The sequence below is a fragment of the Tardiphaga sp. vice154 genome (assembly GCF_007018645.1).
GTDB lineage: Bacteria > Pseudomonadota > Alphaproteobacteria > Rhizobiales > Xanthobacteraceae > Tardiphaga.
Genome location: NZ_CP041399.1, coordinates 2,961,695 through 2,974,633 on the forward strand (window position 1 = coordinate 2,961,695; position 12,939 = coordinate 2,974,633).

Annotated in this window: 14 protein-coding genes; 9 read left to right on the top strand and 5 right to left on the bottom strand. The window is 63.5% G+C overall.

Features of this window, described 5'->3' with window-relative positions:
- The first annotated feature begins 34 nt into the window (after window positions 1-34).
- From FIU28_RS13790 to FIU28_RS13825, 8 genes are all read left to right on the top strand, one after another.
- Window positions 35-1,246: a cysteine desulfurase family protein gene (locus FIU28_RS13790; protein ID WP_143573759.1), complete on the top strand. Its 1,212-nt coding sequence runs from the start codon at window positions 35-37 to the stop codon at window positions 1,244-1,246.
- Between the two features lie 92 nt (window positions 1,247-1,338).
- Window positions 1,339-2,820, top strand: a complete 1,482-nt coding sequence (gene sufB, locus FIU28_RS13795) for a Fe-S cluster assembly protein SufB (RefSeq protein ID WP_143573760.1) — start codon at window positions 1,339-1,341, stop codon at window positions 2,818-2,820.
- 4 nt (window positions 2,821-2,824) lie between these two features.
- A complete protein-coding gene (locus FIU28_RS13800) occupies window positions 2,825-3,118 on the top strand; it encodes a hypothetical protein (RefSeq protein ID WP_143573762.1) in 294 nt (97 codons plus the stop codon).
- Window positions 3,119-3,120: 2 nt separating this feature from the next.
- Window positions 3,121-3,879 carry a Fe-S cluster assembly ATPase SufC gene (gene sufC, locus FIU28_RS13805; RefSeq protein ID WP_143573764.1) on the top strand — a complete coding sequence of 253 codons (759 nt, stop codon included), beginning with the start codon at window positions 3,121-3,123 and terminating at the stop codon, window positions 3,877-3,879.
- Window positions 3,880-3,902: 23 nt separating this feature from the next.
- Window positions 3,903-5,228 (top strand): Fe-S cluster assembly protein SufD, encoded by a 1,326-nt coding sequence (gene sufD, locus FIU28_RS13810; RefSeq protein WP_143573766.1) that lies wholly within the window; start codon window positions 3,903-3,905, stop codon window positions 5,226-5,228.
- A gap of 2 nt (window positions 5,229-5,230) precedes the next feature.
- Complete coding sequence (locus FIU28_RS13815; RefSeq protein WP_143573768.1) at window positions 5,231-6,478, top strand: cysteine desulfurase; 1,248 nt, start codon at window positions 5,231-5,233, stop codon at window positions 6,476-6,478.
- Complete coding sequence (locus FIU28_RS13820) at window positions 6,475-6,873, top strand: SUF system Fe-S cluster assembly protein (protein ID WP_143573770.1); 399 nt, start codon at window positions 6,475-6,477, stop codon at window positions 6,871-6,873. The genes FIU28_RS13815 and FIU28_RS13820 overlap by 4 nt, the downstream gene beginning before the upstream one ends.
- 57 nt (window positions 6,874-6,930) lie before the next feature.
- The gene (locus FIU28_RS13825; RefSeq protein ID WP_441351230.1) at window positions 6,931-7,332 is read left to right on the top strand and encodes a HesB/IscA family protein; all 402 of its coding nucleotides are present in this window, start codon (window positions 6,931-6,933) and stop codon (window positions 7,330-7,332) included.
- A 72-nt stretch (window positions 7,333-7,404) separates the two neighbouring features.
- Here the strand turns inward: FIU28_RS13825 and FIU28_RS13830 are convergent, their stop codons facing one another.
- A complete protein-coding gene (locus tag FIU28_RS13830) occupies window positions 7,405-8,331 on the bottom strand; it encodes an IS110 family transposase (protein ID WP_143576185.1) in 927 nt (308 codons plus the stop codon).
- Window positions 8,332-8,661: 330 nt separating this feature from the next.
- Between FIU28_RS13830 and FIU28_RS13835 the strand changes: the two genes are divergently transcribed.
- The gene (locus FIU28_RS13835) at window positions 8,662-9,069 is read left to right on the top strand and encodes a TfoX/Sxy family protein (RefSeq protein ID WP_143573772.1); all 408 of its coding nucleotides are present in this window, start codon (window positions 8,662-8,664) and stop codon (window positions 9,067-9,069) included.
- A 16-nt stretch (window positions 9,070-9,085) separates the two neighbouring features.
- Here FIU28_RS13835 and FIU28_RS13840 read toward each other — a convergent pair whose 3' ends face one another.
- From FIU28_RS13840 to FIU28_RS13855, 4 genes are all read right to left on the bottom strand, one after another.
- A complete protein-coding gene (locus tag FIU28_RS13840) occupies window positions 9,086-10,153 on the bottom strand; it encodes a GGDEF domain-containing protein (protein ID WP_143573774.1) in 1,068 nt (355 codons plus the stop codon).
- A gap of 121 nt (window positions 10,154-10,274) precedes the next feature.
- Window positions 10,275-11,855: a DEAD/DEAH box helicase gene (locus FIU28_RS13845; RefSeq protein WP_143573776.1), complete on the bottom strand. Its 1,581-nt coding sequence runs from the start codon at window positions 11,853-11,855 to the stop codon at window positions 10,275-10,277.
- Window positions 11,856-12,182: 327 nt separating this feature from the next.
- On the bottom strand, window positions 12,183-12,479 hold the full coding sequence (locus FIU28_RS13850) for a hypothetical protein (RefSeq protein WP_143573777.1): 297 nt from the start codon (window positions 12,477-12,479) through the stop codon (window positions 12,183-12,185).
- Window positions 12,480-12,541: 62 nt separating this feature from the next.
- Window positions 12,542-12,865 (bottom strand): hypothetical protein, encoded by a 324-nt coding sequence (locus tag FIU28_RS13855; RefSeq protein WP_143573779.1) that lies wholly within the window; start codon window positions 12,863-12,865, stop codon window positions 12,542-12,544.
- Window positions 12,866-12,939: the final 74 nt, after the last annotated feature.

Consider the following 12,939-nt stretch of genomic DNA (forward strand, 5'->3'; position numbering starts at 1 on the left):
CCAACAATTGAACCTATGATGGCGAAGCGCGAACATGCGCCCGCCATCTCATCAAACCAAAAAGAAGGCATCGAACTCATTGGCCCGTGCGCGCGTCTATCTCGACTGGAACGCCACCACGCCGCTGCGCCCCGAGGCGCGTGTGGCAATGTCGGGGGCCTGGGATCTCGCTGGCAATCCATCTTCCGTCCATGCCGAGGGCAGGCAGGCGCGCCGGCTGGTCGAGGACGCCCGCCATGCGGTCGCGGCGGCGGTCGGGGCGGATTCGCGCAACGTCGTGTTCACCTCCGGCGGCACCGAGGCCAACGTGCTGGCGCTGACGCCGGGACCGTTCCGCAAGCCGGGCAGCCCGGTGGAGCGGCTGATCGTGTCGGCGATCGAGCACGCCTCGGTGCTGGCCGGCGGGCGGTTTGCGCCAGAAGCCATCGAGGTTCTGGGCGTTGGCCGGGACGGCGTGATTGACCCCGATGGACTGCGCGTGCTGCTGGCCGGCGGTCCGCCGACGCTGGTGTCGGTGATGCTGGCCAACAATGAAACCGGCGCGCTGCAGCCGGTCGCCGAGATCGCGGAACTGGTTCATCAGGCGGGTGGCTTGCTGCACGTCGATGCGGTGCAAGCGTTCGGTAAGATGTCAATCGATATCAAGCTGTTGCAAGCCGATCTTCTATCGGTTTCTGCACATAAGGTCGGAGGCCCCAAGGGTGTCGGCGCGCTGGTGCTGGCGGACGGCGTTGCGGGGCTGGACGCATTGCTGCGCGGCGGTGGCCAGGAATTGGGGCGTCGGGCCGGGACCGAGAACGTCCCCGGCATCGCCGGCTTCGGCGCTGCCGTAAAGGCCGCCATGGCTGGTATAAGTGAGATGGAGCGCTTAGCCGGACTACGTCAGCGGCTCGAGGACGGGCTGCGGCAGATTCGGGGCACGATGGTGTTCTCCGATTCGGTCCGGCGGCTCCCGAACACGACGCTGTTCGGCGTCGCCGGCCTGCGGGCGGAGACCGCCGTGATCGGCTTCGACCTTGAAGGTATCGCGGTGTCGTCCGGGTCTGCCTGTTCTTCGGGCAAGGTCCAGCCGTCGCACGTTCTGCAGGCGATGGGGTACGGTCCGGAGTACACCCAGGCCGCCGTGCGGCTCAGTCTGGGCTGGTCCAGCACCGAAAGCGACGTCGATCGTTGTCTGGAGGCTTGGCGAAAGCTATCCGGCACCCTACTTAGACAGAGCGACGAAACACAGCTCGAACGGTTCTAAGCAGGTGATTTCCTCTTGGGAACATCGTAAAGAAGCGTACAAGTTTTCTAATTGATCCACCGCGGTCCTTGAAACCGCGAGCGGAGGGTAAAATGGCTGCCGTACAAGAGACCGTCGATCGGGTTCGCCAGATCGATGTCGATCAATATCGCTATGGATTCGTCACGGACATCGAGTCCGACAAGGCCCCGAAAGGGCTGTCGGAAGAAATCGTCCGCTTCATCTCCGCCAAGAAGAACGAACCGGACTGGATGCTGCAGTGGCGGCTCGAGGCCTATCGGCGCTGGCTGACGATGGAAGAGCCGACCTGGGCGCGCGTCGGCTACCCGAAGATCGACTTCCAGGATCTCTATTACTATTCGGCGCCGAAGCCGAAGAAGACGATCGGCTCGCTGGACGAGATCGATCCGGATATCCTCGAGACCTACAAGAAACTCGGCATACCCCTGCGCGAAGTCGAGATGCTCGAAGGCGTGGTGCGCCCTGAAGGCGAGCGCCGCATCGCGGTCGATGCCGTGTTCGATTCGGTGTCCGTCGCCACCACCTTCCAGAAGGAGCTGAAGCAGGCCGGCGTGATCTTCATGCCGATCTCGGAAGCCATCCGTGAGCATCCCGAACTGGTGCGCAAGTATCTCGGCACCGTGGTGCCGACCTCCGACAACTACTATGCCACGCTGAACTCTGCGGTGTTCTCCGACGGCTCGTTCGTCTACGTGCCGCCGGGCGTGAAATGCCCGATGGAGCTTTCGACCTATTTCCGCATCAACGAGCGCAATACCGGCCAGTTCGAACGCACGCTTATCATCGCCGACAAGGGCGCTTACGTCAGCTACCTCGAAGGCTGCACCGCGCCGCAGCGCGACGAGAACCAGTTGCACGCCGCCGTGGTCGAGCTCGTCACCCATGACGATGCCGAGATCAAGTATTCGACGGTGCAGAACTGGTATCCCGGCAATGCCGAGGGCAAGGGCGGCATCTACAACTTCGTCACCAAGCGCGGCGACTGCCGCGGCGACCGTTCCAAGATTTCCTGGACCCAGGTCGAAACGGGATCCGCGATCACCTGGAAATATCCGAGCTGCATCCTGCGCGGCGACGATTCGCGCGGCGAGTTCTACTCGATTGCGATCTCGAACGGCCACCAGCAGGTCGATTCGGGCACCAAGATGATCCACCTCGGCAAGAACACAACGAGCCGCATCATCTCGAAGGGCATCGCCGCCGGCGTGTCGCAGAACACCTATCGCGGCCTCGTCACCGCGCACCGCAAGGCGACCAACGCGCGCAACTTTACCGCGTGTGACTCGCTGCTGATCGGCGACAAGTGCGGCGCGCATACCGTGCCGTACATCGAAGCGAAGAACTCCTCGGCGCTGTTCGAGCATGAAGCGACCACGTCCAAGATCTCGGAAGATGTGCTGTTCTACTGCGTGCAGCGCGGACTGTCGCAGGAAGAGGCCGTCGGTCTCGTGGTCAACGGCTTCGTGAAGGACGTGCTGCAACAACTCCCGATGGAATTCGCTGTGGAAGCGCAGAAGCTGATCTCGATCTCGCTGGAAGGAAGCGTGGGGTGACAACATGCGGAAGATACTTGGATTTGTTCTGGGTCTTCCGTTTGCAATCACGTTGTTCCTGGCGTTTTCAGGCGCGATCGTCGCACTCTTCGGTGGCGTCGTTGGTCTGGAAAACGCGAGGGTCCTAGGGGGAACGATCTGCGGGTTCGGAGCACTGGGTTTCTTTGTTCTGCTGCTGTCGCCCTACGGAGAACTATTCAGTCTGTTGGGCTCAACGAATTCCGCTAGCCCGCCCAAATCGAACGTGTATGCCGCAGCGCCGCCTGAAACTAGCGCGCCGGGCAAGAAGGATAGCTAACGATGACCGCATTGCTTCAAGTCAACAATCTGCAGGTTCGTGTCGAGGACAATGAAATCCTCCACGGCCTGACGCTCACCGTGAACCCCGGCGAAGTGCACGCCATCATGGGGCCGAACGGCTCCGGCAAGTCGACGCTCTCACACGTCATCGCCGGCAAGCCGGGATATGAAGTGACGGGCGGCGAGATCCTGTTCAAGGGTGAAGACCTGCTGGACATGGCGCCCGACGTGCGCGCCGCCAAGGGCGTGTTCCTGGCGTTCCAGTATCCGGTCGAAATTCCCGGCGTGACCACCATGAACTTCCTGCGCACCGCGCTCAATTCGCAGCGCAAGGCGCGCGGCGAAAGCGAATTCCTGGTGCCGGATTTTCTCAAGAAGGTCCGCGAAGTTGCGGCCTCGCTGAACATCCCGATGGACATGCTGAAGCGCGGCGTCAATGTCGGCTTCTCCGGCGGCGAGAAGAAGCGCAATGAAGTGCTGCAGATGGCGCTGTTCCAGCCGAGCCTGTGCATCCTCGACGAAATGGATTCCGGCCTCGACATCGACGCGCTGCGCGTCGCCGCCGACGGCGTCAACGCGCTGCGCTCGCCGGAGCGCGCAATGGTCGTGATCACGCATTACCAGCGCCTGCTGAACTACATCGTGCCGGACGTCGTCCACGTGATGTCGAAGGGCCGGGTTGTGAAGTCGGGCGGCAAGGAACTGGCGCTCGAGCTCGAAGCCACCGGTTACGCGCAGTATGAGGACGTGGCCGCTTAAGCAGCGCACGAACGGATTTTGTGATGAACGTAGCATTGGCAAAGACAGATACAGGCACGGCGCTAGGCGAGGCATTTGCCCTCGCGCGCCCGCGACTGCCCGGCGCAGGCAAGGTTGCCGACACCCGCCGTCAGGCCTTCGAGGCCTATGAGCGGATCGGCCTGCCGCACCGGCGGATCGAGGACTGGAAATACACCGATTTGCGCGTGCTGATGCGCGCCGTGCTGCCGCTGGCGGCGGCGCCGGATGCCGCCGCGCTGCTGCGCGCCACCGAAGCGCTGGAGCTGCATGCGATCGACGGCGTGCGCAAGCTGGTGCTGGTCGATGGCGTGTTTGCGCCAAAGCTTTCGGACATAGGCCGGCTCGATGCCGGTCTCAGCATCCTCACCCTGCGCGATGTCCTCGAGACCGACAACGCCGCGCTTCACGCGCAGCTGTTCGCGATGGATACAACCAATCCGATGATCGCGCTCAACAGCGCGATGATGACGGATGGTGTCGTGATTGCCGTGGCGGATGGCGCCCGGATCTCCCAACCGATCCATGTGATCCACATCGCCAGCGGCGGCGCGCCGTCCGCGATGTTCACGCGCTCGATGCTGTCGCTCGGCAAGGACGCTGCGGCGACCCTGGTGGAGAGCTACATCTGCGCCGAAGGCGCGGACATCTATCAGGTCCACGACTCGCTGGTGGTCCATATCGGCGACGGCGCACGGCTCGACCATGTCCGTCTCACCGAGGACAGCCGCGAGGCGTTCAATATCTCGTCGCAGGTCATCACGCTCGGCCACAAGGCACACTTCAACACCTTTGGCATGAATACCGGTACCATCGTCAGCCGTTACCAGGCGGTGATCGGCATCCATGGCGAGCACGCGCAGGTCGAGACCAACGGCGTCAACCTGCTGAACGGTCGCCAGCATGCCGACACCACGCTGGTCATGAATCACGTGGCGCCGAACTGCGCGAGCCGCGAAGTGTTTCGCGCGGTGCTCGACGACAGCACCCGTTCGGTGTTCCAGGGCCGCATCAACGTGCATCAGCCGGCGCAGAAAACCGACGCCAAGATGATGACGCGCGCGCTGCTGCTGTCCGACGAGGCCGAGGCTTACAACAAGCCGGAGCTGGAGATTTTTGCCGACGACGTGCAGTGCGGCCACGGCGCCACCACCGGCGCGCTCGACGACAGCCTGCTGTTCTATCTGCGCGCCCGCGGCATGACCGAGAAGCAGGCGCAGGCGCTGCTGATCCAGGCGTTCGTCGGCGAGGCCATCGAATCGATCGTCAACGACGATCTGCGTGAACTGGCGATATCGGCCGCCGAGCGCTGGCTGGCAGCAAGGGCATGAGCATGGATCTGCACCCCGCCGTCTCCAACGGTTCCTACGACGTCGATCTGGTCCGCGCGGATTTCCCGGCGCTGGCGATGAAGGTCTATGGCAAGCAACTGGTGTATCTCGACAACGCTGCCTCGGCGCAGAAGCCGAACGCCGTGCTCGATCGCATGATGCTGGCCTACAAGACCGAATACGCCAACGTGCACCGCGGCCTGCACTACCTCGCCAATGCGGCGACCGAAGGCTATGAAGGCGCGCGCACCAAGGTTCAGCACTTCCTCAACGCCGGCAGGCCCGAGGAGATCATCTTCACCAAAAACGCCACTGACGCGCTGAACCTCGTCGCGTCGTCGTGGGGCGGCGTCAACATCAAGGCCGGCGACGAGATCGTGCTCTCCATCATGGAGCATCATTCCAACATCGTGCCGTGGCACTTTTTGCGCGAGCGACACGGCGCCGTGATCAAGTGGGCGCCGGTCGATGACGAAGGCAACTTCCTGATCGACGAGTTCGAGAAGCTCTTGACCGACAAGACCAAGATCGTCGCGATCACGCAGATGTCGAACGCACTCGGCACCGTGGTGCCGGTCGCCGAAATCATCAAGATGGCGCATGCCCGCGGCATCCCGGTGCTGGTCGACGGCAGCCAGTCGGCCGTGCATATGACGATCGACGTGCAGGCGATGGATGCCGACTTCTTCGTCTTCACCGGCCACAAGCTGTACGGCCCGACCGGAATCGGCGTGCTGTACGCCAAATACGAGCATCTGGTCGCGATGCGGCCCTATGCCGGCGGCGGCGAGATGATCCGCGAAGTGGCGCAGGAATGGGTCACCTATGGCGATCCGCCGCACAAGTTCGAGGCCGGCACGCCGGCGATCGTCGAGGCGATCGGCCTGGGGGCTGCGATCGACTACGTCAATTCGATCGGCAAGGAGCGCATCGCTGCGCACGAGCACGATCTTCTGACCTACGCCGAAGGCCGGCTACGCGAGATCAACTCGCTGCGCATCCTTGGTTCGGCGAAGAACAAGGGCCCGGTGATCTCGTTTGCCATCGAAGGCGCGCATCCGCATGACATCGCCACGGTGATCGACCGCCAGGGCATCGCGGTGCGGGCAGGGACGCATTGCGTGATGCCGCTTATGGAGCGATTCAAGGTGACGGCGACATGCCGTGCCTCATTCGGGATGTACAATACCCGCGACGAGATCGACCACCTCACGCAGTCGCTGATCAAGGCCCAGGAGTTGTTTTCATGACCGACACCGCCGAAGCCAAAACTGTTGCTGCGGACACGGACATCAAGTCCAGCCAGATGCAGACCACCTCGGCGCTGTCGGCCGACGAGACCGAGCGTCTCGGCACCGAGATCGTCGCGGCCCTGAAGACGGTGTATGACCCGGAAATTCCGGCCGATATCTATGAGCTCGGCCTGATCTACAAGGTCGACCTCAAGGACGATCGCAGCGTCGAAGTCGAGATGACGCTGACGACGCCGAACTGCCCGGCCGCGGAAGAACTGCCGATGACGGTCGAGAACGCCGTGGCCAGCGTGCCCGGCGTCGGTGTCGTCACCGTCAACATCGTCTGGGAACCGACCTGGACGCCGGACCGGATGACCGACGAGGCGCGCCTCGTTCTGAATATGTGGTGACGTTGCGTTTGCGTGAGACGGCAATGGCGGCCTTGAAGGGCCGTAAGGACTGAACACATGACCAACATGACCCCCACAACACCCAGTGCGAAGCCCAAGCCCCGTCCTCGCCCGCAGGTGATGCGGCTCACCGATGCCGCGGCGACCCGGATCCAGGAACTGACGAAACGCGCCGATTCCGAAATCGTCGGCCTGCGTGTCGGCATCAAGAATGGCGGCTGTGCCGGGCAGTCCTACACGGTGGAATACGCCCACGACATCCGCGCCACCGACGAAGTGGTCGAGGACAAGGGCGTCAAGATCCTGGTCGAGCCGAAGGCGGTGCTGTTCCTGCTCGGCACCGAGATGGACTACAAGTCCGACAAGATGCAGTCGCAGTTCATCTTCAACAATCCCAACCAGACCGGCGCCTGCGGCTGCGGCGAGTCGGTGCAACTGACGGCGGCCAAGCTGGATTGAGAAGCACTCTCCGTATGTCGTCCCGGACAAGTTCGCGAAGCGAACGCCGATTCGGCAACTGTAATTTGCCCATCACGCGCGGAAGGGCTGTTGTTCCCTGATGATGGCGTTGAGGGTGAGCAGCAGTTTTCTGGCTACGGCAATGAGAGCGACCTTGGCCGGCTTCCCGGCTTTTCGCAGCGCCTGGTAGGTCTGTGCGAAGCGCGATCTCGTCCGGGTGACAGACACTGCCGCCATGTAGAGTGCTTCGCGAACCCTGCGCCGGCCGCCGTGAATCCGCCGGGTACCGCGAAACTTGCCGCTGTCGGTGTTGAATGGCGCCAGTCCCGCCAAGGCCGCGATGGCCTTGGGCGAGCGTGAGCCAAGCTCGGGCATCAACGCCAGCAACGTGGCCGAGCACACCGGGCCGATGCCCGGCACCGACTGCATCAGGCGCCGGGCATTATGCAACGCCTGCTGCTGTGCGATCAGGGTGGCGATCTGCCGGTCGAAGTTCCGGACCTCCGCATCGAGCCAGGCGATGTGGGCCGAGAGGCTCGCGGCCAGATCCTTGGCGCCCTTGAGACGGGTGCGTTCCTGCTTGCGGAAGGCAACGAGCTGGTCGCGGCGCTTGTGCAACTCGGCCAACTGCTCGCGTGCTGGATCGGCCATGCCATCGGCGCCGGGGCGCAGGCACTGCGCCATGGCGGCCAGCATCCGCGCATCGATGGCGTCGGTCTTGGCGAGGAAGCCCGCGGCGCGGGCGAAATCGCGGGCGCGAGCCGGATTGACCCGGGCAAAGGCGATGCCGGCGGCGCCCAAGGCGTGGCGCAGTGCCTTGTCGTAACGGCCTGTGGCCTCGAACAGCACGAATACGTCGCTGCTGGACCACCCGGCGAGCAAGCCTTCGATCGCTTCCGGGCCGTTATCGACGCGGCGGACCGCGCCGACGCTGCCGTCGTACATATCAAGAAAATCCTTCGAGATATCGATTCCAACGAAGCCAGGATGTATCTTCATGGGGCCTGTCCCTGTGCTGCGAGGTCCGCCGCAGACGGCCTCGATCAACTGTTCAGGTGTGGGTATTAGCGAAGCGGGCGGGTGCCGAGCCGGATCACGGTCTTCTCGACCTGGGACCCAACGGCATACCGCCCGCACCCCATCATGACAGATCCTGACTACACAGGGACCCATACACTCCGAGCCTGTTGATCGCACAGGATTAGGCTACGACGCTTCACCGACCAGACAGACGCTATGGATCCCGGCTTGCGCTCGCAAGCTCGCTTGCCGGGACGACATTCGGGTTGATCGCTTCCTCGATCGCCAACGGCATCCTACACTTCCCTCATGGACCGCGATTTCCTCATCGAGCTGTTCGCCGGCTTCGGGCCGGTCGTGATACGCCGGATGTTCTCCGGCTACGGCGTGTCCGCTGACGACGTGAACTTCGCGCTTGTGTTGCGCGACGCCATCTATCTGCGTGCCGACGAGAACAGCATTCCGCGCTTCGAGGCGGAGGGCTGCGGGCCGTTCAGCTACGAAATGAAGGGCAAGGTGCGAACCATCGGCTCGTACTGGCAATTGCCGGAGCGATTGTACGACGAGCCTGATGAAGTCACCGAATGGGCGCGGACGGCCCACGTCGCCGCGGAGCGCGCGGCGCGGGTGAAGCGGAACAGGGTGCGCAAAGTGGCGGTTAAGGGGGAGGTTGCGAAGAAGGCCAAGAAGGCGAAGACGCGCAAATCCTCGAGTTAGATCGAGGGCTCAGCGCCTAAGCCACCTGCACCTGTATCTCCGCCGAATATTCCGGATCGACTTCACAGATCACGCGATTGCGGCCGTTGCGTTTGGCGGCGTAGAGGCAGGCGTCGGCGCGCCCGATCAGGCAGTCCATTTCATCGCCTTCCCGAAGCAGCGAGACGCCGATCGAGATGGTGACGCGACCAAGGATTTCGCCGGTCGATTTTTTCTTCAGTTCCTTCGACATCACCGCGCGGCGAATATGGTCGGCCACGGTCAGGGCCTGGCGCAGCGATGTATTGGGCAGCACGACGGCGAATTCCTCGCCGCCATAGCGCGCCGTTATATCGGCGCCCTTGATGGTCTGCTTCAGCGACTGGCCGACCAGGCGCAGCACCTGGTCGCCGGTGAGGTGGCCGTAATTGTCGTTGAAGGATTTGAAATGGTCGATGTCGAGCATCAGGAGCGACAGCGGCTCCTTCTGCTGATGCGAGATCGCAATCATGGAAGACAGGGCGCGGTCGAAATATTTGCGGTTGCCAAGGCCCGTGAGCGGATCGTTCAGGGTCTCGGCCCGGATCGCTTCCAGGTTCTTCTGCAGGTTCGAGACTTCGCTCTTGGAGGAGTTGAGCCGCTCTTCCAGCGCCTTGTTGGCGTCGCGGGTCTCGCGCGTGGACTTCACCAGGCCCTCGATCACCGCCTTCAACTGGTCCCGGTCCTTGGCCAGGGACACCGTTTCGCTGGCCCCCTGCAGCGTCGCGCCAAAGCTTTCGGTCAGGCCAAGGGCGTCGTTGATCAGCGCCATGACGTCATCGATTTCGCTGATAACGCGGGCGCCGACGTGATCGATGCGGTCGGTGCTGCGGACCTGCGATAAATAGGTGTCGTGAATCTGGTCGAGATCGACCTCGGTCAGGCAGCCGTTGCGTGCCAGCGTCTCGTTGATCACGCGGTTCAGCGACGAATTGTAGCCCGTCGCATAGACGTACCAGATCTCGTAATTGCGCGGGATCGCCAATTGACGGAGCGACTTGATCTGGCCGAGCGCGATGTCGGCGAAACCGAGGGTCCGTTCCTGATCATCCGTTATAGCGGTCACGTTCTGTGCCCCCGTCGCCTATCGGCGACATTGCCGAAATGTACAAATGCGCTTTAATTAAAATACGCATTCAGAGTAGGCGACGGGGATGAAGGACCGGTAAACGAGGGTGCAACTCTACTTAGACGCGAGCCCGGACGGGGCGCAGCAGGAAGGCCGGGAGATGCGAGTGATCGGCCGGTTCAGCCGCCTCCTCTCGACGCGAACGCGGCGCCTCGGCACGGCCGATGGAAGGAGTACGCGACGGCGCCGGTGGCACTGGAGCGGTAAAAGAAGGTTCCGCAATCCTTGATTGCACCGCGGCGGCGGGGCGGATCTCGCGTTCGCCGGCCTCCGACCGGCGCGGTTCGCGCTCGCGGCGCGGCTTGCGCTCGCCCGACGGTTCGCGCTTCGCACCGGCTTCCCGGTTGCCCGAACCTTCGCGCTTGCCGCCACGGGCGTGGTCGCGGCCCCGGCCGGCGCTGCGCGGCTGCTCGGCATTGGCTTCGCGGTTGCCGGTGCGCTGGCGAGCGGGACGGGCCGGCTCGGCGGATGAGGCTTCGCTGGCGATCGGACCGTCGACGGGCTCATTGATGCTGACGCCGCTCTCGGCCTTCGGGATCGGCTGGCCGATCAGTTTCTCGATCGCGGCCATCGACTTGACGTCGGAAGGGGCGACCAGCGAGATCGCAGTGCCCAAGCGTCCGGCGCGGCCGGTGCGGCCGATGCGATGGACGTAATCATCGGGATGATGCGGGACGTCGAAATTGAAGACGTGGCTGACGGCGGGAATGTCGAGGCCGCGGGCGGCGACGTCGGAGGCCACCAGGATCGGCAGCTCGCCCTTGCGGAACTGGTCGAGGGCTGCGGTGCGGGCCGATTGCTCCATGTCGCCATGCAGCGCGCCGACGCTGAAACCATGCTTCTCGAGCGACTTGGCGAGCAGCGCCACTTCACGCTTGCGGTTGCAGAAGATGATCGCATTGTTGAGGTCGGTGGCGTCGCGCATCAGGGCGCGCAGCGCTTCGCGCTTCTCGTGCGGCTCGCGGCCAACAGCGACCTGTGACTGGGTCACGGTGATCGCGGTGGAGGCCGGCTTGGAGACCTCGATCTTCACCGGGTTGTGCAGGAAGGTTTCGGTGATGCGGCGGATTTCGGTCGGCATCGTCGCGGTGAAGAATAGCGTCTGGCGGGTGAACGGCACCAGCTTGCAGATCCGCTCGATGTCCGGGATGAAGCCCATGTCGAGCATGCGGTCGGCTTCGTCGATCACCAGCAATTCGACGCCGGTCAGCAGCAGGCCGCCGCGTTCGGTGTGGTCGAGCAGCCGGCCAGGGGTGGCGATCAGCACGTCGACGCCGCGGGTCAGCTTGGTGTCCTGGTCGCCGAACGAGACGCCGCCGATCAGGAGCGCGACATTGAGCTTCTGGCCAACGCCGTATTTGTCGAACTGCTCCTTGACCTGGGCCGCGAGCTCGCGGGTCGGTTCGAGGATGAGGGTGCGTGGCATCCGGGCGCGGGCGCGGCCCTTTTCCAGCATGGTCATCATGGGAAGGACGAAGGCCGCGGTCTTGCCGGTGCCGGTCTGGGCGATGCCGAGCACGTCTTTGCGTGCGAGCACATGGGGGATCGCCTGTTCCTGGATCGGGGTGGGCGTGGTGTAGCCGGTGGCCGCGACGGCGGCGAGAACCTTGTCGGACAGGCCGAGATGGGAAAAGGACATTGAGCCTCTGTTATGGGGGCATGATCTCTGCCGAAAACCGGAAAGACCTCTTTTCGGGACCATGCCTCTGGAAGAAACCGCCGCTTGGATTCACGGAAAACACTGTCGCGCTTTACCCCGGAGCGGCACGCTAAAATGCACGGGGAATCAAAGGGCGCAGACAGGCGGCTTACTCGAGGTATCGCGTTTCGATACCGGGCCGCGTCGCAGCGGAAGATAGGCGGGAATGGGCCAAAGTCAATGCGGGAAACGCCATCCGGGGCGAAAATGGCGGCGTTTCAGGGGAAGTGACGGCTGTTCGGCACGTCCCGCGCTGTCGGCGGGCGATCAGCGCCTTGAATATTGCGGGATGCTGTGTGCGAAGTCGTCGAAGCAGGCCAGCCGCTGGTCCTGCTCGGTATAGTACCGGCAGGCCGCGACGTCCCTCGATGTGGGCTTGGTCTTCGACAAGGGCGCAATCACGGCGTCGTAGCAATCCAGCCGCGCTTTGGTCCCGTCCGGAATCGACAGGCATTTGATCAGGCCGTCATTGATCGAAGCGATCGGGGCGCCCCGTGGCGCCGGCTGCTGTGCGGCGGCGGTTGACGCGCAAAACAGGGCGGCGAGGGCGATGGTCTTGTGCATGGAAAGTCACTTCGGTTTTGAGATGCCGATGGCTCTGCGGAATCGCTTGCGTGATGGGGGCATCAGGGCCCGAAGGTGCCCAGCCGTCGACCGAGATCCTGCATCACGAAGGCGTTCATGCGTAGCATCACCATCGTGCCGTTCGGTGACTTGCCATCGATCTCATAGGTTGCCGCATCGACCTGGCGGATGCCGTCAATCTGGCTGATCTCCGTGATGGAGGGTGCTTTCGGCGCTGGCGCAGCGGCGTTGACCGGAGCCGGCTTGCGCATCGCGGGCGGGGCGGCACGGACAGCCGGGGCTTGCGACGGAGACGGCGCGGCATCCTGCGCCAGGCCGGCGGAGGCCGGAATCAGCAGCGCGGCTGTCAGCAAGATGAGTTTCAAAGTCGTCTCCTCGGTGGTGGCAACGTGCCGGCTGCTTGACGCCGGATTACGGACAATTTGATGGCAGAGTCCGC